Origin of the sequence: Micromonospora sp. DT201, assembly GCF_049841575.1 — a bacterium.
GTDB lineage: Bacteria > Actinomycetota > Actinomycetes > Mycobacteriales > Micromonosporaceae > Micromonospora.
This window is the reverse complement of record NZ_JBNCKP010000010.1, coordinates 146,628-169,757: the sequence shown is the minus strand read 5'-3', so window position 1 is coordinate 169,757 and position 23,130 is coordinate 146,628. Positions and strand designations below refer to the sequence as shown.

Genomic DNA, 23,130 nt, shown 5'->3' with positions numbered 1-23,130 from the left:
CGCCCTGCTGCCGCCGCGACCCCCGAGGAGAGCCCAGTGCGCCTGTCTGACCTGCGCGGACGTACCGTCGCCGTTTGGGGCACCGGCCGGGAGGGTCGGGCCGCTGTGACCGCGATCGCCGCGCACGGCCCGGCCGAGCTGGTCGCCGTCGATGACAGCGCGAACTTCCTCTCGCTGCCCTGGGACGGCCCGCTGGCCGAGGCGGCTCCGCTGGTCACCGGTGAGGCCGGCTTCGAACGGCTGGCCGCAGCCGACGTGGTGGTGCGCTCCCCGGGCGTCCCGCAGACCCACCCGTGGCTGGTCGAGCTGCGCCGACGCGGTGTCACGGTGACCCAGGGCACCGCGCTGTGGATGGCCGACCATGCCGCGCGCACCGTCGGGGTCACCGGCAGCAAGGGCAAGAGCACCACCTCCAGCCTGATCAGTCACCTGTTGACCGCGATGGGCCAGCCGAACGTCTTCGGCGGCAACATCGGGGTGCCGACCCTGGACCTGCCGGAGGCGGAGCTGTACGTGCTGGAGCTGTCCAGCTACCAGTGCAGCGATCTCACCGACTCGCCACGCGTGGCGGTGGTCACCGCGCTCTTCCCCGAGCACCTGGACGCCCACGGCGGGGAGCGGGAGTACTACCGGGACAAGCTCAACCTGCTCGCCCACGACCCGCAGACGATCGTGGTCAACGGCGGCGACCCCCGACTCGCCGCCGAGCTGGGGGAGCGGCCGGCGGTCCGGGCCGGCGGCCCCGACACCACCCACGTCGCCGAAGGCGCGGACGGCACGCCCTGGTTCCACCTCGGTGACCAGCCGCTCTTTCCGCGCGCGGTGCTGCCGCTGGTCGGCCGGCACAACGAGGGCAACCTGTGCGTCGCCCTCGCCGTGCTCGACGCGCTCGGCGTCGACGTGGTGGCCGGCAAGGACCACCTTGCCGTCGCGGTCGCCGAGTTCCAGGGGCTGGCCCATCGCCTCACCGAGATCGCCGACCCGTCCGGGCTGACCTTCGTCGACGACACCCTGGCCACCAGCCCGTACGCGGCCATGCACGCCATCGACGCGTACGACGGGCGGCCGTTGACCGTGATCGTCGGCGGCAACGACCGGGGTCTGGACTACACGCCGTTGGCCGAGCACCTGGCCGAGCGCGAGCTGACCGTGATCGGCATTCCGGACAGCGGTGCCCGCATCGTCGAGGTGCTCGCCGGTCTGCCCAAGGTGCGTACCGAGCTGGTCGACGACCTGGTGGGCGCGGTGCGGCTGTCCCGGGAGCTGACCCCGGCCGGCGGGGTGGTGCTGCTGTCCCCGGCTGCGCCGAGCTACGGCCAGTTCCGCAACTTCGAACACCGCTCCGAGGTCTTCGCCCAGGCCGTCGCCGACACCGTCGGCTGACTCCGGGCACGCGGGCGGACGCGCCGGGGCCGGTTCAGCCGGATCGTGGCAGGAGTCGGCGCAGCCAGGAGCGGCGGGCCGGTATCGCCTCGTCGCCGATGTCGGGCTCCGGTTGGGCGGTCCCCTCCCGCCACCACCGGTTGCCCTGCTGGTCGGTGAAGTGCAGCCGCACCGTCGCCGATGCGTAGCCGGTGAGGTCGACGCTGCGGTCGACGGCGATGAACAGGTCCGCAGAGGCCCCGCCGTCGAGCCGGTCGACCGGGCCGGTCACCATAATCACCGGCACCTGCCGGCCACCCGGGCCCGGGTCGCCCGTCTGCACCACCGGCGTCGCCGCCAGGTCGAAGATCGGCCCGTCGCTGTCATTGGCGACTCGTACGCGCAGAACGCTCTTGCCCTCGGTGCGGCTTGTGGTGAAGACGAGCCGGGCCTGGCGGGCCTGCGCGGCCCGGTCCTCGCGTCGCCGGGCCCGCAACTCACGACGAAGGCTGAGCACACCGAACAGCAGGGTGCCGACAGTGCCGAGCCCGCCGAACCAGTCCGGTACCGATCCCCAGTCGATGCTCCAATCGGCCGGAATGCACGCCAGAACCTCCACTGTCGACATGCGACAACGGTAGTCGCGGTAGCCCAGGTCCGCTCTCGGCTCCACCGTTCAGCGGCTCCCGTCGGCCGTCCTGCCGACGGGACTGCATCTTTCATGTTGGTACGGCTGCACAGAGTGATTGCGGGAGCTTGAGCCGGTAGTGTTGGTTACGGATCACCCCCTCGGCGTGACCAACCATCGTGGAGCCTGCCGTCACCCCCCTTCCGGGAGGCCAGATGACCCACCGTCACCCCACCCCTCACCGGCCTGGCTGGGCCCGGCCGACCCGCCCCCGCGCGGGCCGTGCGAAGCGCGGCAGCCCGGGGACGCACCGAAGGGGGACGGGCCCTACGGAGCCGGTCCGATGACCGCGCCGGCACAGGCCACCGGATTCTCGATCATCCCGCCTCGCCGTAACCGGCTGCCGCTGCGGGGGCGCGACGAACTGGTCGAGACGATTCTGCGGGCTGCCGAGCCGCCCGGTGGCACCTCGCGTGCCCCGGAGGAGGCCACGCAGATCCTCTGGGGGCTGGGCGGCTGCGGCAAGAGCCTCGCCGCCCAGGAGGTGGCCCGTCAGCTCGAGGAACGTGGCTGGCTGGTCTGGTGGATCTCCGCGAAGGACTCGGCGCGGGTCAGCGCCGGGATGCGCGAGGTCGCGGGCCAGCTCCAAGCTCCGGAGAACCAACTGGACCTGGCCTGGGCCGGCAAGGCCCGCAGCCCGGTGGAGCTGGTCTGGGACCTGTTGAACAACTCCGACCGGCCGTGGTTGCTGATCTTCGACAACGCCGACGAACCGACTCTGCTGGCCCCCGTCGACGGGCAGGTCGCCGACGGCACGGGCTGGCTCCGCCAGCCGCGTACGCCCCACGGGCTGGTCCTGGTCACCACCCGCGACGGGCGGCGGGACACCTGGGGCGAGTGGTCCACGATGTACCTGGTCGACGAGCTGTCGCCGAAGGACGGCGCGCAGGTGCTCGTCGACCTCGCCGGCACTGCCCCCGGCACGCTGGCCCAGGCGACCGGGCTCGCCGCCCGGCTCAAGGGGCACCCGCTGGCGCTGCGCGGTGCCGGCACCTACCTGGCGCAGGCCAATCGCATCCCGGTCGGCACCACCCGGTCCTCGATCCGCACCTACGACGACTACCGGGAGGCACTGGACCGGCGAACCGGCACCGGACGGAAAGGCTCCAGCGGCTTCGACATGGCCGTCCGTCCGGTGGTGCAGTCCTGGGAGATGTCGCTGGACCTGCTCGCCGGTCGCGGGCTCGACCAGGCTCGGCCGGTGCTCCGCCTGCTGGCCTGTCTCGGTGACGCGCCGATTCCCTACACGGTGCTGCTCGACCCGGTCCGGCTGTCCGCCTCGCCGCTGATCGGCGAGATCGGCGAGGATCGGTTGCGCGATGTCCTGCGTTCGTTGGCGGATTTCGCGCTTGTCGACCTCGGGGTGATCGAGTCGCTGCCGCCGCAGTCCCCGGTCGCCCACGTGGTCACCCTGCACCCGCTGGTACGTGAGCTGATCCGGGATCTACCCGACGTCGTGACTGCTCGGGCGGCGTACCACGAACTGGTGCTCGACCTGCTGGACGCGCTTCGGCTGCGCGACCCGGACCGGCCTCGCGAGGAAGAGTTCGACCCCGACGAGCCGGACAAGTGGTCGAGCTGGCACGTGCTGGCACCACCCACGATGGGCGCGGTGTTGGATTTCCTCGACAGCGGCGACCTGCCCCGGGCCCGCCCGGACCTGCTGGACGTCGCGCTCGACCTGGCCCGACTGATCGCCCGTTACATCCTGGCCGTGGGCCTGCCCGGGCAGGCGGAGATCTTCCTGGACCTCTGCCTGGCCGGGTGCCGCCGCATCGGTGTCGACCTGAACGGCCGGCCGGCGCTCAGCCTCCGCCACGAACGCTCCCGGGCGGCGCTGGAGCAGGGGCATCTGAGCTGGGCGGAGGACGAGCTTCGCGCCATCATCCCGGCACGGGAGGCGCTGCTCGGGCGGGAGCACCGCAACACGCTGGCCAGCCGGCACAAGCTGGCCCGGACCATCCTGGAACGGGGCCGGTGGAGCGACGCCGAGGACGAGCTGCGGGACATTGTCCGGGCCGAGTACAGGGTGCGCGGCCCCGAGGACCGGGACACCATGACCGCGCGGCACAGCCTGGCCCGCGCGATCGTCTACCAGGGACGGTACGCCGACGCGCACGCCGAGCTGGCCGAGATCCTGGAGATCCGGTTGCGGCACTGGGCCCCGGACCACTTCGAGACCCTGACGGTCCGGCACACGCTGGACCTGTGCCGGCTGCGCGAGGGCGAGGTCGAGGAGGCCCTCGCCGACCTTCGCGAGATCCTTTCGACGGACAGCGCCAAGCGGCAGGTCCAGCACGTTGCGATGATCGCGGCCCGGCACACCCTGGCGGAATGTCTCATTGCCACCGGCGCCACCGAGGAGGCGGCAAAGGTGCTGGACGGGGTGGTGAAGGACCGGCGTCGGATTCTCGGCGACGACCACGCCGACACGGTTCGGGCCGAGACCGACCTCAGGAAGCTACGTGGCGAGTGACGGACGGGACGTCGAGGTCCCGCTCCCGATCCGCAGCAAGCCTGACGAGGAGCTGACGTTGAGCGATCAACTACGTCACCGGGACCGACTGACCGCCGAGTCGCTGCGGGAGTTGGCCACCGGTGAGATCGACGTGATCTGGCATCGCGAGTACTACCCGCCGGAGCAGTGCGACGCCGCGCTGCCCCGGGTGGTCCGTGCCGTCGACGAGACCAATTTCCTGCTCACCAAGGAGTTCACAAGCGTCGGCACCTCGATGGGCGAGGTGGCCAACGGCGGCGACAGCGTCCAGCGCTACCTGGACACGGCCACCGACACGACTCGGCTGATCCGCCACGACGTGTTCGCCGGGCAGCAGTCACCCACTGATCTGGTCCGGCTCGACCTGGACGAGATGTGGCCGTACGGGGCGACCGTCGGTCGGCATGACGGTCGGATCATGCTGCCCGGTGTGCTGCGCCGGATGACGCCCGGTGGTCGGGGCCGTCCGCACATCGACCGCCGGCAGATCCCGCTGCTCGACACCTACCGGCTGCATCGGCGGCTGGGGGTGAACATCTACCTGGAAGTGCCGGAGCCCGGCGCGGGCGGCGAGATCGACTTCTGGGGCACCCTGTCCGAGGAGGAGTTCGTGGCCCTCAAGGCCGACCCGTTCGACTATGGGATCGAACCGGAGCGGGTCGGCCCACCACTGGACACGGTGCTGCCCGGAAAGGGCGATCTGGTGATGTTCGAGGCGGGCCGGATGCACGGTGTTCGCGAGGTGCGGGCGGGCTGCCGTACCTCGGCGGCCTGCTTCATCGGCGTCCGCGCGGAGACGGACCCGCTGCTGATCTTCGCCTGACCAGTGCGCCGGCGACCCACCGGCAATCGGGCCGGCCGAGGTCACGCCGGGTGCGTCAGCGCGGTGTGCAGGGCGCGCATCGAGCGGATGGCCGAGCGGATCTCCTGGAGGTAGCGCCCCGGCGAGAGCGTCTGCTCCGGTAACACCGCCAGGTCGGCCAGCGTCGGGTCCACCCCGACGGTCTCGATGTCGGACCCGTACGGCAGGGCCAGGGTGCGCAACGCGTCGCAGTGCTGGAACGGCACGTAGATCGGCGCGGTGACCAGCAGCACCTCGTCGCCCGGGGCGAGCTGGACGTGCCCGGCCCAGAACCGCTGCGTGTCGGCGGTGTGTGCGCGGCGCAGGTGCGGTTCGCTGGACGGTGCGGCGAGCACCCGTACCGGTGGCAGGCCTTCCGGCCGGTAGGTCCGCGACGACCAGGAGTGGTGCGGGTGGCCGGTGTCGACGCCGTGCTGCTCGGCCGGGTTGGCCACCTCGAACACCCGCCGGACGGCCGAGTCCAGCACGTCCACCTCGGTCTCGTCGGCCGGTAGGCCCGCGTCGGCAAGCGTCTGACGTTCCCAGTCCGACAGGGGTCGAAAGCTGCCCAGCACGGCAACTTCGCCGCTCACCCGCAGGCCGGTGCGGAGCAGGTGCGCGGCGTAGGCGACGCGGCGTACGCAGGCGGCTGCCAGGCCCCCGAGCACCACCAGATGGGCGTACGCCGGCCGGCTCGGCGGCACCGGACGCACCATGCCGAGCGCGGATGCCGCGTGGAGGACCAGTGCGGCGGTGTCGGGATCGAGGGCCGGCTCCCGTGCGTCGGGCCGCTCCCGGCCGCCCCGGAAGTCCCAGTGTCGGGCGGAGAACTCGTCCAGGAATCGGAGCACCTCGGTGAGGTCGCCGTCCGGCCAGTCACCGCCGAATTGCCAGACCAGCCCGCGGAGCGGGACGGAGCCGATCCAGGACCAGACCTCCACTGTGATCCGCTCGGCGAGCGCACCGGTCGGCAGGGCCGTTTCCGCTCTGCACACCTGGCGGATGCTACCGGACCGGTTCTCGACACCCCCGGTTGTGCCCGTTCACAGGCGATGAGATGGGTCAGCCGGTCATACCGGAGCTGGAGGGCGGCGGGCCCAGGCGTCGTACCCCTGCAGTGGAGCGATGTCCACGGGCAGGCCTGGTGCGGCGGACGCCACGGCGGCCTCGACCACCGGCGCGCATGGTTCATCGGTCACCAGTCGGCACCGGCCACCGAGCAGCCGGAGCGCGGCGGCGATCTGGACCGCACCGATCGGGCCGTCGGTCTCGGCGGCTGGCGGTTCGGCACCCGGGATGAAGAACCCGGTGAGCACCGCCGCGTCCGGCACGCGCTCGGAGAAGGCGAGCGACTGGGCGGCGGCGAGCAGCCCTCCTGCCGCCGGGACGGCCAGCGCCTCGCTGCCCCGGCCCGCTTCGTGCGCGGCGACCCGTTCCAACTCGGCAATCGTCTGCTCGACCCGCACGGCGTGCCTCCTCGGCGACAGCGGACGGGGCCAGGGTAGCGGTGCCGGGCCACGCTGCGGATCGAGTGGTAGCCAGACCTGAGGGGGCGTCGTACGCCCGCCTCGGGGTCATGCGGTGTCCGAAAATGACCATCGTGCTGATGGCCGTGCGGAGGCGGTCCGGAGATTGAAGAGCTTGAGGACTTGAAGTCCGGGCCGGGCTGTCGTAGAAATTCTTCAGTAACACAGCATGAAATGAAGAGAATCAACGCCCCTCGCGCGGTGGACGCCTCCCCCTCACAACGGTGGTCCGCCCGACCCGACCCGAGGAGATTCCATGAACAGGCGTGACATCCTGCGGCGCAGTGCCGCCGCCGGCCTACTGGCCACCCCCGCCGCAGGTCTGCTGACCGGCTGCGCCACCGGCGGCGGGGGTGACAAGGACGACAAGGCCACCTACCAGGGCACCAAGAGCGCGCAGAACCCGCTCGGCGTGAAGGAGGACGCCCCACTGGAGGTGGTGATCTTCGGGGGTGGGTTCGGCGAGGAATACGCCAAGGCCCACGAGGCGATGTACACCGAGAAGTACCCGAAGGCGAAGGTCAAACACTCCGCCACGCAGGAGATCAGCAAGACCCTTCAGCCGCGCTTCGTCGACGGCACCCCGCCGGACGTGGTCAACAACTCCGGTGCCGGCCAGATCGACTTCAACGGCCTGGTCAGCCAGAACGCCCTCGCCGACCTCGGTGAGCTGCTCGCCGCGCCGAGCCTCGACGTCCCCGGCAAGACGGTCAAGGACACCCTGCTGCCCGGCGCGGTCGAGGTCGGCTCGTACGACGGCAAGTTCCTGGTGCTCAACTACACGTACACCGCCTACGGCATCTGGTACTCCGACAAGCTGTTCACCGAACGCTCGTGGGAGTACGCGAAGACCTGGGACGCGCACATCGCGCTCTGCAAGCAGATCAAGGCCGCAGGCACCGCCCCATGGACGTACGCCGGCCTGCACCCGCGGTACATGAGCTGGCCCCTGATCGCGACCGCGATCAAGTTCGGCGGCCCGTCGGTGGCGACCGCCATCGACAACCTGGAGCCGAACGCCTGGAAGTCCGACTCGATGAGGACCGCCGCCGACGCGTGGCACCAGATCGTCAAGGACAAGTACATCCTGGACGGCTCGCCCGGTCTGGATCACAAGCAGTCGCAGACCGCCTGGTGCCAGGGCAAGGCCGCGTTCATCTCCTGCGGCTCCTGGCTGGAAAGCGAGCAGAAGGACGTCACCCCGGCCGGGTTCAACATGACCATCGCTCCGACACCGAGCCTGGGCAGCGGCGACAAACTGCCGTACGAGGCGATCCGGGGCACCGCCGGCGAGCCGTTCATGGTGCCGGCCAAGGCCCGCAACGTCGCCGGCGGCCTGGAGTACTTCCGGACCATGCTCTCCATGAAGGGCGCCCAGGACTTCACGAAGAAGGTCGCCAGCCTCACCGTGGTTGCCGGTGCCAGCGAAGGCGTCGAGCTGCCGTACGGGCTGAACACCGTGGTCAAGGCCCTCGACGCCTCCGGCGCCAACGGTTTCAACTGGGTCTACAACAACTTCTACCGCAAGTTGGAGCGCAACCTCGTCGACGCCGCGTGCGGCGAGTTCTTCAGCGGCCGCATCGGCCCCGCGGAGTTCCTCGACCAGTGTCAGAAGGGCGCCGACTCGATCGCCCAGGACAGCTCGATCAAGAAGTACAAGCGAGCGGCCTGACAGCCCGGCCGGTGAGGGAGGTCCGCCCTCACCGGCCGCACCCCAGCGGAAGAGGTCCTTCTCGTGAGACATGGCAAGTGGCCGCTGATCGTCACTTTCCTGGTGCCGCCGGTGCTGCTCTACGTCGTCTTCGTCGTCTCGCCGTACCTGCAGGCGTTCCAGATCTCCACCACCGACTGGCTCGGCTACTCGGCGGACGCCAACTCGGTCGGCCTGGCGAACTTCAAGACCCTGTGGCACGACGACTACGTGTGGAACGCGCTCAAGAACAACGCGATCCTGCTGGGCCTGGTGCCAGTGCTGACCATCGTGCTCGGGCTCTTCTTCGCCACCATGCTCGCCATGGGCGGGCGCAAGGGCCGCGCCGGCGTGACCGGAGTACGCGGCGGCGCGCTCTACCGCACTGTGTATTTCTTCCCACAGGTGCTCTCCGTGGTGATCATCGCGCTGCTCTGGAAGGAGGTCTACCACCCCAACCAGGGGCTGCTCACCAGCGCCGTACACGCGGTCGGCCTGCCCGCGCCGACCTGGCTCGGCGATCCGGCGACCGCGTTCTGGTGCGTGCTCGCGGTGATGGTCTGGAGCAACGTCGGCTTCTACGTGGTGCTGTTCGGCGCCGCGATGTCCGCCGTGCCGAAGGAGATCTACGAGGCGGTGCTGCTCGATGGCGCCTCCCGATACACCACACTGCGCCGGGTCACCCTGCCGCTGCTCTGGGACACGGTCCAGGTCGCCTGGGTCTACCTGGCCATCTTCGCCCTGGACGGGTTCATCCTCGTACAGCTCATGACCAACGGCGGGCCGAACTTCTCCACCGACGTCATCGGTGTACGGATGTACGACACCGCCTTCGGTAGCGAGACCAAGTTCGGCTACGCCTCGGCGATCGGCGTGGTGATGTTCTTCCTGACCCTCTCGGTGGCGGTCCTGTCCCTGCGGGTCGGCCGGCGCGAACGGATCGAGTTCTCGTGACCACTCTGGATCAGCCCACCCCTGCCGTCACCGCACCAGCGTCGACCACCGGTCGTGATCGCCCGATGCGCCGCGAGGTCGGCGTGGCCAACGCACTCTCGCACGGCTTCCTGATGCTCTGGGGCCTGCTCACCGTGCTGCCGCTGCTCTGGATGTTCATCAGCTCGTTCAAGACGAACGGCGAGATCCTGGCCGACCCGTGGGGGCTGCCCGGGGCGCTGCACCTGGACAACTGGGCGCGGGCCTGGACGGGCGCGCACATCGGCCGGTACTTCCTCAACAGCCTGGTGGTGGTTACCGGCTCGGTCAGCCTCACCATGCTGATGGGCGCCACCGCCGCGTACGTCTTCGCGCGCTACGAGTTCCGCGGTCGCCAGGTTGTCTACTACCTGTTCGTCGGCGGCCTGATGTTCCCGGTGTTCCTCGCCCTGGTGCCGCTCTTCTTCGTGGTCCGCAACGCCGGCCTGTTCGGCACCTGGACCGGGCTGATCCTGGTGTACGCCGCCTACTCGCTGCCGTTCACCGTGTTTTTCCTGACCGCGTTCTTCCGGACCTTGCCGACCTCGGTGGCAGAGGCCGCGATGGTCGACGGCTGCGGGCACTTCCGGCTCTTCTTTCGGGTGATGCTCCCGATGGCGCGTCCGGGATTGATCAGTGTTGCGATCTTCAACTTCCTCAGCCACTGGAACCAGTTCCTGTTGCCGCAGGTGCTGATGCAGGGCGACGAGTCCAAGTGGATGCTGGCGCAAGGGTTGTTCGCGCTCTCGGTCAGCCAGGGCTACGCCGGCGACTACGCGCGGCTCTTCGCCGGGCTGAGCATCGCGGTGCTGCCAGTGCTCGCGATCTACGTGGCCTTCCAGCGCCAGGTGCAGGCCGGCCTGACCGCAGGCCAGCTCAAGTAGGGCCCACACCCACTCGACGCTGACCGTCCCCGCCCGTCGCGGCCCGTCCAGCCCAAGATCCGCGCAACTTCGGTGAAGTTGCTGCCTCACGGCGCGCTGAGGCAGCAACTTCACCGAAAGTGCGTGGATCTTGCGCATCCGGCGGCGCGCAGCGCGCGCAGGGTGGTCAGGGGGTGGGGAAGAGACGGGCGTGCAGGGCGGCCGGGTCGGTGACCTCGGGGAGGTCGCGGGCGGCGAGCCAGGCTGCGGCGGCAGCGCCGTCACCGGCGGTCCGTAGCGGCGCGTCCGGCCACTGGCGGGCGATCTCCACCCGGACGGCGGCGGCGAGCGGGGTGTCGGCGGTGAGCAGCCCGCCGCCGAGGACGACCGGTGTCACCGCGCCGGCCGCGCGGATGCGGCCCACGCTCTCGGCCAGGTGAGCGGCGGCCTCGGTGATCAGCGCGGTGGCGACCGGCTCGCCGTGGGTGGCGGCGTCGACGACCAGCGGCGCCAGCCGGGCCAGCTCGATCGGCGCTCGTCGGGTCACGGCCTGGATCGCGGCGTCCACGGTGGTCCTGGGGTGGGCGGCGATCTCGGCGCTGCCCAGCAACTCGGTGAGCACCGCCGTGGCCAGCGGGCCGGGTTTCCGACCGACGTCCAGATCGGCGAGCAGCCGGCGTACCGCTTCGCGGCCGAGCCAGAAACCTGAGCCGGTGTCGCCGAGGAGCCAGCCGTGGCCGTCGGCGATCCGGTCGAGTCGCAGGTCGTGGACCTGCGCGGTGATCGCCCCGGTGCCGGCGATGAGGATGGTTCCGTCTGGGGCGGCACTGCCGGAGGCGTAGGCGACCAGGGCGTCGCCGTGCACCGCGTACGGGCAGCGCAGGCCGGCGTCGTGCCAGGCCCGGTCGAAGGCGGCCCGCCCGGCTGGGTCGGCGAGCAGTCGACCTGCTCCGGCCAACCCGATGGTGCCGGCGACGACCCGCGTCGGGTCGAGGTCAGCGAGCGCCTCGCGTAGCGCGGTCAACAGCTCGGCGGCGGCGCGCTCGGCGCCGTGACTTGTGGGGTTGCCACCGCCGGCACGGCCGGTGCCGACGCGTTGCCCGGTGAGGGTCAGGGCGGTCGCCCGGGTGGACGTGCCGCCGACATCGAGACCGATCACGAGGGTGTCGGACATCGGCACGGGACTCCTTGCGTTCGACGGCGATCGGGCCTGTTCATGCTGGTCGGCGGCGTCGTACGGGGCAAGCGCCGGGGGGTGCAGCGGGCTGTGCGCCAGGTAACAGTTTGAAAACTTCGCCCACAGTCTTGACACGGAGGGCCGTTCAGTAAGAACTTTTACCACTAACAGTTAACAGTCTTTTCGGAAAGCTGAGGCGACCCATGGTTGATCACGAGGTGGACGCCGCCGCGGGGACCGCGGTGGTCGACGCCGACGTGATCGACCGGCGGAACGCCCTCGGATCAGCGTCCGACGGGGTGCTGGCCCGCGTCCGCAACGGGCTCGGAGAGCTGACCGGCGCCCTGCGCCGGGTCGCCGAGCACGTGCTGAGCGACCCCGAGGCCGCTGCCCGATCCACAATCGTCGAGTTGGCCGAGCGCAGCGGCACCTCGCCGGCGACCATCACCCGCTTCTGCCGGGCGATGGGCTTCGAGGGTTACGCCGACCTGCGGCTGGGCATCGCCTCCGAGACCGGTCGGGCCCGCTCGGCCGGCTGGACCATCGACATCGGACGCGAGATCCAGCCGAGCGACCCGCTCGCCCGGGTGCTCGACCAGATCATGGCCGCCGACACCCGGGCCATGCACGACACCGCCACACTGCTCGATCTCGCCGAGGTGGAACGGGCCGCCGTGGCGATCGCCGGCGCCAGCAGGGTGAACATCTTCGGTGCCAGCGGCAGCGCGCTTGTCGGCGAGGAGATGCAGTTCAGCCTCCACCGCATCGGTGTGGCCGCCTGGGCGTGGAACGACGTGCACGAAGGGCTGGCCAGCGCCGCGTTGCTGCGCAGCGGAGACGTGGCACTCGGCATCTCGCACACCGGGCAGACCCGGGAGACGATCGAGACGCTCGCTGAGGCGGGCAGCCGGGGCGCCACCACGCTCGCGCTCACCGGCTTCCCCCGCTCACCGTTGGCCGAGCTGGCCGACATCGTGCTACTCACGGCCAGCCAGGCGACCACCTTCCGGCCGGACGCGCTCTCCGCCCGGCACCCCCAACTGGTGGTGCTCGACCTGCTCTACATCGCCGTCGCCCAACGCACGCACGACCGTGCGCACGCGGCCTTCCGGCGCACCGCGCAGGCCGTCGACGGGCACAAGGCAGCCAAGAGGCTGTCGGGAAACCCCGGGGCGAGCGAGGCGGAGTCCAGCCGGCGATCCGGCAAGGCGGAGGTCGGTCCGGATACCGGTGTTGTATCCGGACCGACCTCCAACGCGGCCGGTCGTCGGCCGGGACCGCCGCAGCCGACGCGAGGTTTCCCGACAGCCTCTGAGGGAGTCCTGTCATGATCAGCGCTCAGGGGTACGCGGACGCGGTCCGCCCGGTGCTCGACCGACTGCTCGACTCGGAGGCCGACGGGATCAACCGGGCCGCCGATCTCATCGCCGACAGCCTGCGCGACGGTGGCGTGCTCCAGGCGTTCGGCGCCGGGCACTCCGAGGCGTTCGCCGCCGAGCTGGTTGCCCGGGCGGGTGGGCTGGTTCCCACCAACCGGCTGTCGGTTCGGGACCTGGTCGTGCACGGTGACGCCCCGCGTGACGTGCTCGCCGACCCGAAGCTGGAACGCGACCCCTTGATCGCCCACCAGATCTACGCGCTCGCGGCGCCTCAGCCGCGCGACGTGTTCGTGGTGGCGTCCCAATCCGGCATCAACGGCTCGGTGGTCGAGCTGGCGGCGCTGGTCACCGAGCGCGGTCACCCGTTGATCGCGGTCACCTCGGTCGAGCACACCGCACGGGTCGCTCCACGGCACCCGTCCGGGCATCGGCTCGCCGACCTCGCCGACGTCGTGCTGGACAACGGCGCGCCGTACGGCGATGCACTGCTGCCGCTCGAGGGCGGCGGCGCGGTCTGTGCGGTCTCCTCGGTCACCACGGCACTGCTGGCGCAGCTGCTGACCGCGGAGGTCGTACGACGGTTCCACCAGGCCGGGGAGGTACCCCCTATCTACCTCTCCGCCAACGTCCCCGGCGGGGACGAGCACAACATCGCCCTCGAGTCGCAGTACGCCGGGCGTCTCCGGCGCACCGCCTGACCCGAATTCCACAAGGAGAGACGACGATGTCGATTACCCCCGAACAGCCGGCCGCACTCGACCGTCGCACGGTGCTGCGTCGCGCCGCTGCCGTGGGCATGCTCGCCACCCCGGCCATCGGCCTGCTCAGCGCCTGCGCCACCAGCGGCAGCGACAAGGAGAACGAGCAGGTCGCCGGCGGCACCAAGAGCGAGAAGAACCCGCTGGGCGTCAAGGAGGACGCCGCGATAGAGGTGATCATCTTCAATGGCGGCTACGGCGAGAAGTACGCCACCGACGTGCACGAGCCGCTGTACAAGAAAGCGTTCCCCAAGGCGGAGGTCAAGCACCAGGCCACCCAGGCCGTCTCCACGGTGCTCCAGCCGCGGTTCGCGTCCGGCAACCCGCCGGAGTTCGTGAACAACTCGGGCGAGAAGCTGATGGACTTCGGCGCGTTGGTCAACGACGGCCAGCTGCAGGACCTCACCGAGCTGTGGGACGCCCCGTCGGTCGACGACCCGGCCAAGAAGGTCCGCGACACCGTGGTGCCCGGCACCGTCGAGGCCGGCTCGTTCAACGGCAAGCCGTACGTCCTGTACTACGTCTCCACCGTCTTCGGTATCTGGTACTCGGGCAAGCTGTTCAAGGACAACGGCTGGGCGCCGGCGAAGACCTGGGACGAATTCATCGCCCTGCTCACCTCCATCAAGGCCAAGGGCATCACCCCGTACGGCTACGCCGGCTCGAACGCGGCCTACTACCAGTGGAACGTGATCCTCACCCAGGCCGCCAAGATCGGCGGCACGGATGTGCTGAAGAACATCGACAACCTGGAGGACGGCGCCTGGAAGCAGGACGCCATCAAGCAGGCCGCCACGGCGTGGGCCGAGGTCGGAGCGAAGTTCAGCGACAAGAGCTTCGAGGGGCTCAAGCACACCGACGTGCAGCTGCGGCAGAACCAGAACAAGGTTGCCCTGTACCCCAGCGGTGACTGGCTGGAGGGCGAGCAGAAGCAGGACACCCCGGCCGGCTTCGAGTACCAGCTCATGCCGGTGCCGAGCCTGACCGCGTCGGACAAGCTGCCGGCCACGGCGCTGCGGGCCACCGCGGGTGAGGGCTACTTCGTCTCGTCGAAGAGCAAGAACCCCAAGGGCGGCCTGGAGTACATGCGCCAGATGTTGTCCGTGGCAGGCGCGAAGGGCTTCACCGAGGTGGTCAAGGCCCCGACCGTGGTCACCGCCGGTTCGGAGGGCTTCGCCTTCCCGCCCGGTGTGGCCAGCTCTCAGGCCGCGCTGAAGGCGGCCGGCCAGGACGTGTTCAACCTGTACTTCGACGGCTGGTACAAGGAGCTCGACACGGAGGCGCGGACCGCCACCAACGAGCTGATGTTCGGCCGGATCAACGCGGACGCCTTCGTGGAGCGGATCCAGAAGCGCGCCGACGCGATCAAGAAGGACACCTCGGTCGCCAAGTTCAAGCGCTGATCGATCGGAGCTAGGGTCATGCGGCACGGCAAGTATCCATTCGTGATCGGGTTCCTGTTCGCCCCGGTCGCGCTGTACGTGACCTTCGTGATCTGGCCGTACGCGCAGGCGTTCCAGATCTCGATGACCAACTGGCGGGGGTTGTCGGCCCCGCAGTACGTGGGCTTCGACAACTACCGGAGGTTGCTCGACGACGGGGCCTTCTGGAAGGCGGTCCAGCACCACGGCGTACTGCTGCTTGCTCTGCCGCTGATCACCATCGCCATCGCGCTGTTCTTCGCCTTCCAGCTCAACGTGGGCGGCAAGAGCAGCGGTGGGCAACGTCAGGGCGTCTGGGGGGCGAAGTTCTACCGGGTCGTGTTCTTCTTCCCCCAGGTCCTGGCGGTGGCCATCATCGCGGTGCTGTTCCAGATGGTGTACCGGCCGAACGAGTCCGGCCTGATCAACGGCGTGTTGATGAAGTTGGGCCTGGACCCGGTGCTGTTCCTGGTCAAGCCGAACCTGGCCCTCTGGTCGATCATCGGGGTGCTGGTCTGGCAGGCCGTCGGCTTCTACGTGGTGCTGTTCTCGGCCGGGATGGCCTCCATCCCGGGCGAGATCTACGAGGCTGCCGAGATGGACGGCGCGAGCAAGGTCACCCTGTTCTTCCGGGTCACCCTGCCGCTGCTCTGGGACACCCTCCAGGTGGCCTGGGTCTATCTGGGCATCGCGGCGTTCGACTGCTTCGCCATCGTGGCGGTGCTCTCGGTGGACGGTGGCGGCCCGGACGGCGCCACCACCGTCCTGGCGATGGAGATCTACCGCAATGCGTTCGTCTACTCGAAGTACGGTTACGCCTCCGCGATGGGCGTGGCGCTGTTCTTCCTCACCATCACGTTCGCGGCGCTGACGCTGCGGCTCACCAAGCGGGAAAGCGTGGAGTACTGATGAACCCGCAGTCGACGCTGCCGCCGACACCGGCGGCGCTACCGCCGAAGACCGGCGACCCGAATGCCCCGGGCGGGCGAGGAAGCAAGGGCCCCCGCTCGGAGGTACGGCTCTTCGCCGGCCTTGGGCACGTCGCGCTCGCCGTCTGGGCGGTGATCGTGATCGTGCCGATCCTCTGGACCTTCCTCGCCGCGTTCAAGAACACCAGCGAGATCTTCAGCAGCCCGTGGACGCTCCCGGCGGAGCTGCGCTGGGAGAACTTCGGTCGCGCATGGACCAAGGCGCACGTCGGCCGGTACTTCCTCAACAGTGTCATCGTGGTCGGGTGCAGCACGTTCCTCACCATGCTGCTCGGCTCGATGGCCGCGTACGTGCTGGCCCGGTACAAGTTCTGGGGCAACCGGGCGATCTACTTCCTCTTCGTGTCCGGGTTGGCGTTCCCGGTCTTCCTCGCCCTGGTGCCGCTCTTCTTCGTGGTGAAGAACCTGGGCCTGCTGGACACCCACACCGGCGTGGTGCTGGTCTACAGCGCGTACTCGTTGCCGTTCACGGTGTTCTTCCTGGCCGCGTTCTTCAAGACGCTGCCAACCTCGGTCGCCGAGGCGGGGCTGATCGACGGCTGCGGGCACAGCCGGCTGTTCTTCCAGGTCATGATGCCGATGGCGAAGCCGGGCCTGATCAGCGTGGCGATCTTCAACATCATCGGTCAGTGGGCGCAGTACCAGCTTCCGTTGGTGCTGCTCTCCAATGCCAAGGACAAGTGGGTGCTCACCCAGGGCATCGCCGACATCTCGGTCAACGCCGGCTACGAGGCCGACTGGTCCGGGTTGTTCGCCGCGCTGACCATTGCCATCCTCCCGATGATCATCGTGTACGCGGTCTTCCAACGACAGATCCAGGCCGGCCTCACCTCCGGCGCCGTCAAGTAGTCGGTCACCTCGGGCGCTCCTCGGCCTGGCTGTGCCAGGAGTGCCAGAGTGCGGCGTACGCCCCGTCGGCCGTGACGAGGTCGTCGTGGCTGCCGATCTCGGTGATCCGGCCGTCCGCCAGCACGGCGACCCGGTCGGCGTCGTGCGCGGTGTTGAGCCGGTGCGCGATCGCGATGACGGTCCGCCCGACCAGCACAGCGGCCAGCGCCCGTTCGGTACGACGGGCGGTGGTCGGATCGAGCGCGGCGGTCGCCTCGTCCAGGATCAGCGTGTGCGGGTCGGCGAGCACCAGCCGGGCCAGCGCGAGCTGCTGTGCTTCGGCCGCGCCGAGTTGCCGGGCCCCGTCGCCGAGTTGGGTGTCCAGGTCGTCGGGCAGCTCCGAGAACCAGTCAGCGCTGACGCTGACCAGTGCGGAGCGCATCTGCTCGTCGGAGGCGTCGGGCGCGGCGAACGAGAGGTTGTCGCGCACCGAGCCGATGAAGACGTGGTGCTCCTGAGTGACCAGGGCGATCCGGCGGCGCCGCTCGGCGGGGTCGAGGTCGGTGACCGGGCAACCGCCGATGCTGACGACGCCCTCGCGTGGCGCGTCGATCCCGGCCAGCAGCCTTGCCAGGGTGGACTTGCCGGCACCCGACGGACCAACGACGGCCAGGCGTTCACCGGGCTGCACTTCCAGGTCGATGCCGTGCAGCACGTCCGGCCCGCCGGAGTAGGAGAACCGTGCCCCACGCACGACGAGTCGCTCTCCTCGTGACGTGGCCGTCGTGCCGGGCGGCTCCGGCGGGACCATGCCGACGCCGAGCACCCGGGCGTACGACGCGAAGCCCCGCTGCGCCTGCTCCGTCCACTGCAGCAACCGGTCCAACGGCTCGATCGCCTGCTGCAGGTAGAGCGCGGCGGCGACGACCGAGCCGAGCGTGACGATGTCCTTGGAGAGCAGGTAGCCGCCGACGAGCAGGACCAGGGCGATCGGCAGCGGATAGCTGGCCTCGACGACCGAGAAGAACACCGTACGCAGCGCGAGGGTTGCCCGTCGGGCCCGCCAGAGCCGGGTGATGCGGACGGTGCCGTGCTGGATCCGGTCGTCGGTCAGCCGCAGCGCCTCCACCGTGCGGGCGCCCTCGGCGGTGGTCGTCAACGTCTCCGTCAACTCGGCTGACGCCGCGCCCTCGGTGAGGTACGCGGGCGTGGCCCGCCGCAGGTACCAGCGGGCCACCGCCACGATCGACGGGAGCCCGGCCAGCGCTGCCAGCCCGAGCAACGGATGCAGCAGGAAGACCGCCCCGAACAGCAAGGCCAACTGCACCACGGCGATGACGATGGTGGGCGCCACGTCCCGGACGGTGGTCCCGACCGTCGCCACGTCGACCGAACTGCGGGTGGCCAGGTCCCCGGAGCCGGCGCGTTCGACGACCGAGACCGGCAGGCCGAGAGTCCGGGAGACGAACTCCTCGCGCAGCTCGGCGACGGCCCGTTCGCCGAAGCGGTGGCCGGCGTACTGGGCGTACCGGGAGAGCAACGCGCTGACCAGGACGCAGCCGGCGATGGCCAGCGCCAGCCGGTCCACCGTGGCCACTCCCGCGCCCGCGGTGACCTCATCGACGATGGTGCCCAGCAGCCACGGTGGGGCCAGCCCGGCGACCGCGGCGGCGCCGTGCAGCGCGAGCACGATCCCGACCGCGCGGCGGTGCCGGCCGATCATGTCCCGCAACGCCCGGCGTACGGTGCGGCGGTCGGCAACGGGCAGCCGGGTCACCGGTACGCCTCCTCGGTGTCGGCGGGCCGCTCGATGTCCGGATCCTCGCTGCCCCGGGCCACCAGGCGTCGGTAGCCCGGTTCGTAGTCGAGCATTCCCTCGTGGGTGCCGGTGGAGGTGATCCGGCCGGCGCTCAGGTGCGCGACCAGGTCGGCCCGGCCGAGCAGCAGTGGCGACGTGGTGATCACCACGGTGGTCCGTCCGGCCCGCGCGGCTCGCAGCCGCTCGGCGATCCGGGCCTCGGTGTGCGCGTCCACCGCCGACGTCGGGTCGATGAGGATCAGCACCTCCGGCTCGGTGCGGAGTGCCCGGGCCAGGCGGACCCGTTGGCGTTGACCGCCGGAGAGGGTCCGGGCTCGGGCGTCGATCGGGGTGTCCAGCCCGGCCGGCAGGGCGTCGACGACGTCCTCGGCCGAGGCGACCCGCAGCGCCGCGCGAACCCGGTCGTGATCATCTCCTCCGGCGTCGCCGCCGGTGGGTCGGAGGATGTCCCGCAGGGTCCCGGCGAAGAGGTACGAGTCGTGGTCGGCGACGACGATGCGGGAGCGGACCTCGTCCAGGGCGATCCCGGTCAGCGGCACACCGCCCCAGGTCGTCCCGCTGACCACGTAACGGCCAAGCCGGTCGGCCAAGGCCACGCCCGCTGCCGGGTCGTCTGCCGCCACCCCGGTCAGCCGACCGGCGCGCACGGTCAGCCCGGTCACCGGGTCGTGCAGGTCGGCAGGGCCGGCCGGCGCGTCCAGGGCGCCCGGCCGACGGGCGTCGGGCACGGGGCCCGGCCACCGTCGGCCCGGACCGCCGACATCGTCGGGGCTCACGTTGAGCAGGTCGGCGATCCGCCGGGCGGCAACCCGCCCCCGGATCAGTTGGTAACTGCCTTCGAGCAGGAACCAGACCGGCACGATCAGGGTCGCCACGTAGCCGTAGACGGCGACCAACTCACCGATCGTGACGTCACCGGTCACCGCCATGCGGGCCGTCAGCCAGACCACCGCCGCCAGGAACAACCCGGGGATGGCGACGCTCGCCGCGTCGATCCAGCTGTTGACCGCGCCGACCCGGTAGCCCTCGGCGCGCAGGTCCTGGGATCTGGCCGCGTACCGCCGGGCGAAGAGGTCCCGACCGCCCACCCCGGCGAGCACGCGCAGCCCGGCCACGATGTCTCCGGATCGGGCCGTGAGCGCGCCCTGTTGCTGGCGGTAGACGGACTCCGCGCGTTCGAGGCGGCGCAGCAGCGGCCCGACGACCAGCCCGACCACCGGCACTCCCACCAGCACGCAGAGCGCGAGCAGCGGGGAGATCGACCAGAGCACCACGGCGATGACCGCGTACGCGATGATCGCGCCGACGCCCGGCCCGGTCAGCGTCAACACCTCCGCCGTCCAGTTGATGTCGGAACCGCCGACGGTGGCCACCTCGCCCGCGCCGATCCGGCGCGGGAGCGCGGCGCCGATTCGGGACAGGTGGCGCAGCAGCACCTCCGCCGTGCGGGCCTTGGCGTCCTCCCGGATGAAGGTCATCGTGCGGTGCCGCATGGTGCCGACGTACGACAGGGCCAGTCCGGCGACGATGATCGCCGCGACCCAGAACGCCAGGGCCCGGGTGTCGCGTGCGCGCAGCCCGTCGTCGACCGCACGGGCGATCAGGTAGGGCCGTGCCGACAGGCCGATCATCCAGGTCGTCCCGAGCAGGCTGCCGCGCAGCACCCGCCAGGGTTGCCGGCGGATCAACCACCAGAGGTATCGCATCGGACCGCGGGTGTCCGGAGTGCCAGGAGCGGAATGCGGGATCTGCGGAGGCACCAGGTCACGCTACCGGTCCGCTCCGACACCCCACCGACCCGACAAACGTAAGGTGCCCCTCACTTCCTGTCGGAGGGGAGGGGCAGAATCGCGTTCGTGCTGGTGGCGGTGGTGGCTGATGAGCGAGGCGGGGGAGTGCTGTGCCCGCTGGACGCCGCAGGCCGGGCGGCCGGCCCGACCGAGGTCGTCGCCGACCTGGCCGCCGCTGTCGCCGCGCGGGAGGCCGCCGAGCACCCGCGCTGGGTCTGGTCGGCCGCCCCATCGATTTACCCGGGGCTGCTGCGCGCCGGCGTCCGAGTCGACAGGTGCCACGACGTGGAGTTGACCGAGGCGCTGCTGCTCGGGCATGCCGGCCGCTGGGGTGAGCCCCGCTCGCTGGCCGCCGCCTGGGCCCGGTTGACCGGCGCGGCGGTGCCGCCCGACCCGCCGCCGCGCGCCGCCGCGCCGCCCGGGCACGGCCAGGGCGCGCTCTTCGACACGCTGCCCGGTCCGTCGGGCCCGGGCATCGACGCCCTGACCCAGGTGTACGCCGACCAACTCGCTCGCATCGCCGCCACCGAGCACCCGGGCCGGTTCCGGTTGCTGGTGGCCGCCGAGTCGGCCGGCGCTCTGATCGCGGTGGAGATGGGCGTCGCCGGGCTGCCCTGGCGCGCCGACGTGCACGACGAGATCCTTGGCGAGTTGCTCGGCGAGGCGTCCCCGGTCGGTGGCCCACCGCGTCGGCTGGCCGAGTTGGCCACCCGGATCGCCGACGCGTTCGGCGTACGCCACCTGCACGCCGACTCTCCGGCGGAGCTGTTGAAGGCGTTCGCCCGGGTCGGGGTGGAACTGCCCAACACCCGGGCCTGGGTGCTGCGTGAGGTGGACCATCCGGCGGTGCCGCTGGTGCTCGAATACAAGGAGCTCTACCGGATCTGGACGGCGCACGGTTGGTCCTGGCGCGAGCAGTGGGTGCGCGACGGCCGGTTCCAGTCCGAGTACGTGCCGGGTGGGGTGGTCAGCGGCCGTTGGGCCACCCGGGGCGGCGGCGCGTTGCAGATCCCGAAGGTGATCCGGCGTGCGGTGGTGGCCGATCCGGGCTGGCAGTTCGTGGTCGCCGACGCCGGCCAGTTGGAGCCCCGGGTGCTCGCCGCTGTCTCCGGCGACGCCCGGCTGGCGGCCGCGGGTGGGGCCGGCGACCTCTACGCCGCACTGGCGCGGGACTCGTTCGGCGGTGACCGGGCTCGGGCCAAGGTGGCCCTGCTCGGTGCCATGTACGGGCAGACCGGCGGCGCTGCGGTGCCCGCGTTGGCGGTGCTGAAGCGCAGTTACCCGACGGCGTTCGGCTACGTCGAGGCGGCGGCACGTACCGGTGAGGCAGGTGGGCTGGTGCGGTCGTGGCTGGGGCGGACGTGCCCGCCCGGCTCGGTCGGGTTCGGTGATCCCGACGACGTGCCGACCGATCCGGAAGGCTCGGCGGACCCGCGCAGTCCCCGAGCCCGTGCCGCGCGGTCCAGAGGGCGCTTCACACGCAACTTCGTCATCCAGGCAACCGCTGCGGAGTGGGCCTCCACGTTGCTGGCGACACTGCGTACGGAGCTGGCCGGCACCGACTCCGAGCTGGTCTTCTTCCAGCACGACGAGGTGGTCGTGCACGCGCCCGCCGGTCAGGCGGCCTCGGTCGCCGAGGCCGTGACCCGTTCCGGCGAGAGGGCGTCCGCGCTGCTGTTCGGCGAGACGCCGGTCCGGTTTCCGATGGATCTGTCCATCGTCGACTGCTACGCCGACGCGGCCTGAGCGGGGGCCCAACCCGAGGCAGCGCCTCGGTTAGCCTCACTGGAGCCCTGCGCCTCCGTCGGGATGGGAAGGTGTGCCATGGTCGCCGCAGTCGTCCGTCATCTGGCCGGAATGGCCGCCGCCTGGCTGGTCTTCGTCGCCGAGGGGGTCGTGGGCTATTTCGGCCTGTTGGCGTACGCGCTGGCCACCGGGTCCGAGCTGGGTGGCCCGCTCGCCGGACCGATGCTCACGCTGGCCGCCGCAGTGCTCGGCATGGTCCTGCTCCCCCTGCTCTTCCTGCCGGCCGTGGTGGTCGCGGACGCCGTCTGTGGACGTCGGGGTACCGGCCGGGTGGTGGCGCTGTCCGTGACCGTCGCGGTCGCCCTGGCCGTCGTCTATGCCGTGACCGGGGCGATTGCCACGGAGGTGTCCGCCGGCTACGTGCCCCTGGTCGCGGCAATCGCCGCGCTCCTCGTCCTTGCACCGGTTGTCCTGTACGCGCTCACCGTGTGCGGCCTCGGCTGGGTGGCTCGACGGGTGCCCCGGCGTTGGGGCGGCACCGCGGTCGCACTGTCCGCAGAGGCGAACTGATCGCCGCTCGGTCCCGGCGAACCCGGCCGTCGGCCGACCCCACCGCGTCGAACGCCGAGCCGTGCTCGGTGACCATCAGGTGCCCGCGCTGGGAGATGCCGGGCGTGTAACAGTTGCACTATTTCTCCTATTCGCCCCGCCACCCTCGCCCAACCGTCCTCGTTGCAGTGTCCGTAGGAAGGGGCGGATCGGTCACGGTCGGTCCCATGCTTGA

The 23,130-nt window shown here is 70.7% G+C and carries 18 protein-coding genes and 1 pseudogene; 13 read left to right on the top strand and 6 right to left on the bottom strand.

Annotation, left to right across the window (positions count from 1 at the left end; genetic code table 11):
• Positions 1 to 36: 36 nt before the first annotated feature.
• Positions 37 to 1,383: a UDP-N-acetylmuramoyl-L-alanine--D-glutamate ligase gene (gene murD / locus ACLQ28_RS18710; protein WP_425687552.1), complete on the top strand. Its 1,347-nt coding sequence runs from the start codon at positions 37 to 39 to the stop codon at positions 1,381 to 1,383.
• Positions 1,384 to 1,417: 34 nt separating this feature from the next.
• On the opposite strand, the gene ACLQ28_RS18705 is transcribed toward murD, so the two are convergent.
• Positions 1,418 to 1,990, bottom strand: coding sequence for a hypothetical protein (locus tag ACLQ28_RS18705; RefSeq protein ID WP_425687551.1), 573 nt, complete (start codon positions 1,988 to 1,990; stop codon positions 1,418 to 1,420).
• 343 nt (positions 1,991 to 2,333) lie between these two features.
• On the opposite strand from ACLQ28_RS18705, the gene ACLQ28_RS18700 reads away from it, so the two are divergent.
• Both ACLQ28_RS18700 and ACLQ28_RS18695 read left to right on the top strand, forming a co-directional pair.
• Entirely contained in the window at positions 2,334 to 4,526 is a 2,193-nt protein-coding gene (locus ACLQ28_RS18700) for a tetratricopeptide repeat protein (RefSeq protein WP_425687550.1), read from the top strand.
• Complete coding sequence (locus tag ACLQ28_RS18695; RefSeq protein WP_425687549.1) at positions 4,516 to 5,370, top strand: 2OG-Fe(II) oxygenase; 855 nt, start codon at positions 4,516 to 4,518, stop codon at positions 5,368 to 5,370. Before ACLQ28_RS18700 ends, ACLQ28_RS18695 begins: the two co-directional genes overlap by 11 nt.
• Before the next feature lie 41 nt (positions 5,371 to 5,411).
• On the opposite strand, the gene ACLQ28_RS18690 is transcribed toward ACLQ28_RS18695, so the two are convergent.
• Entirely contained in the window at positions 5,412 to 6,383 is a 972-nt protein-coding gene (locus ACLQ28_RS18690) for a hypothetical protein (RefSeq protein ID WP_425687548.1), read from the bottom strand.
• Between the two features lie 75 nt (positions 6,384 to 6,458).
• Positions 6,459 to 6,854, bottom strand: coding sequence for a glutamate cyclase domain-containing protein (locus tag ACLQ28_RS18685; RefSeq protein WP_425687547.1), 396 nt, complete (start codon positions 6,852 to 6,854; stop codon positions 6,459 to 6,461).
• A gap of 316 nt (positions 6,855 to 7,170) precedes the next feature.
• On the opposite strand from ACLQ28_RS18685, the gene ngcE (ACLQ28_RS18680) reads away from it, so the two are divergent.
• The 3 genes from ngcE (ACLQ28_RS18680) to ACLQ28_RS18670 all read left to right on the top strand — a co-directional run bounded on the left by ngcE (ACLQ28_RS18680) (position 7,171) and on the right by ACLQ28_RS18670 (position 10,460).
• On the top strand, positions 7,171 to 8,586 hold the full coding sequence (gene ngcE, locus ACLQ28_RS18680) for an N-acetylglucosamine/diacetylchitobiose ABC transporter substrate-binding protein (protein ID WP_425687546.1): 1,416 nt from the start codon (positions 7,171 to 7,173) through the stop codon (positions 8,584 to 8,586).
• Positions 8,587 to 8,649: 63 nt separating this feature from the next.
• Complete coding sequence (locus ACLQ28_RS18675) at positions 8,650 to 9,558, top strand: carbohydrate ABC transporter permease (RefSeq protein WP_425687545.1); 909 nt, start codon at positions 8,650 to 8,652, stop codon at positions 9,556 to 9,558.
• A gap of 65 nt (positions 9,559 to 9,623) precedes the next feature.
• Positions 9,624 to 10,460, top strand: a complete 837-nt coding sequence (locus ACLQ28_RS18670) for a carbohydrate ABC transporter permease (RefSeq protein ID WP_425687605.1) — start codon at positions 9,624 to 9,626, stop codon at positions 10,458 to 10,460.
• Between the two features lie 166 nt (positions 10,461 to 10,626).
• Here ACLQ28_RS18670 and ACLQ28_RS18665 read toward each other — a convergent pair whose 3' ends face one another.
• Positions 10,627 to 11,613: an N-acetylglucosamine kinase gene (locus ACLQ28_RS18665; protein WP_425687544.1), complete on the bottom strand. Its 987-nt coding sequence runs from the start codon at positions 11,611 to 11,613 to the stop codon at positions 10,627 to 10,629.
• A 206-nt stretch (positions 11,614 to 11,819) separates the two neighbouring features.
• On the opposite strand from ACLQ28_RS18665, the pseudogene ACLQ28_RS18660 reads away from it, so the two are divergent.
• From ACLQ28_RS18660 to ACLQ28_RS18640, 5 genes and pseudogenes are all read left to right on the top strand, one after another.
• Positions 11,820 to 12,767 (top strand): annotated as a pseudogene (locus ACLQ28_RS18660) (MurR/RpiR family transcriptional regulator); the annotation flags it as partial.
• 176 nt (positions 12,768 to 12,943) lie between these two features.
• Positions 12,944 to 13,693, top strand: a complete 750-nt coding sequence (locus ACLQ28_RS18655; protein ID WP_425687543.1) for a sugar isomerase domain-containing protein — start codon at positions 12,944 to 12,946, stop codon at positions 13,691 to 13,693.
• Between the two features lie 26 nt (positions 13,694 to 13,719).
• A complete protein-coding gene (ngcE, locus tag ACLQ28_RS18650; protein ID WP_425687542.1) occupies positions 13,720 to 15,156 on the top strand; it encodes an N-acetylglucosamine/diacetylchitobiose ABC transporter substrate-binding protein in 1,437 nt (478 codons plus the stop codon).
• Between the two features lie 18 nt (positions 15,157 to 15,174).
• Complete coding sequence (locus tag ACLQ28_RS18645) at positions 15,175 to 16,083, top strand: carbohydrate ABC transporter permease (protein ID WP_425687541.1); 909 nt, start codon at positions 15,175 to 15,177, stop codon at positions 16,081 to 16,083.
• Positions 16,083 to 17,012 (top strand): carbohydrate ABC transporter permease, encoded by a 930-nt coding sequence (locus ACLQ28_RS18640; RefSeq protein WP_425687540.1) that lies wholly within the window; start codon positions 16,083 to 16,085, stop codon positions 17,010 to 17,012. The genes ACLQ28_RS18645 and ACLQ28_RS18640 overlap by 1 nt, the downstream gene beginning before the upstream one ends.
• A gap of 4 nt (positions 17,013 to 17,016) precedes the next feature.
• Here the strand turns inward: ACLQ28_RS18640 and ACLQ28_RS18635 are convergent, their stop codons facing one another.
• Complete coding sequence (locus ACLQ28_RS18635; protein WP_425687604.1) at positions 17,017 to 18,714, bottom strand: ABC transporter ATP-binding protein; 1,698 nt, start codon at positions 18,712 to 18,714, stop codon at positions 17,017 to 17,019.
• A 50-nt stretch (positions 18,715 to 18,764) separates the two neighbouring features.
• A complete protein-coding gene (locus tag ACLQ28_RS18630) occupies positions 18,765 to 20,516 on the bottom strand; it encodes an ABC transporter ATP-binding protein (RefSeq protein WP_425687603.1) in 1,752 nt (583 codons plus the stop codon).
• 150 nt (positions 20,517 to 20,666) lie between these two features.
• On the opposite strand from ACLQ28_RS18630, the gene ACLQ28_RS18625 reads away from it, so the two are divergent.
• Both ACLQ28_RS18625 and ACLQ28_RS18620 read left to right on the top strand, forming a co-directional pair.
• Positions 20,667 to 22,346 carry a bifunctional 3'-5' exonuclease/DNA polymerase gene (locus tag ACLQ28_RS18625; RefSeq protein WP_425687539.1) on the top strand — a complete coding sequence of 560 codons (1,680 nt, stop codon included), beginning with the start codon at positions 20,667 to 20,669 and terminating at the stop codon, positions 22,344 to 22,346.
• 78 nt (positions 22,347 to 22,424) lie between these two features.
• A complete protein-coding gene (locus tag ACLQ28_RS18620; RefSeq protein WP_425687538.1) occupies positions 22,425 to 22,916 on the top strand; it encodes a hypothetical protein in 492 nt (163 codons plus the stop codon).
• Positions 22,917 to 23,130 lie beyond the last annotated feature (214 nt).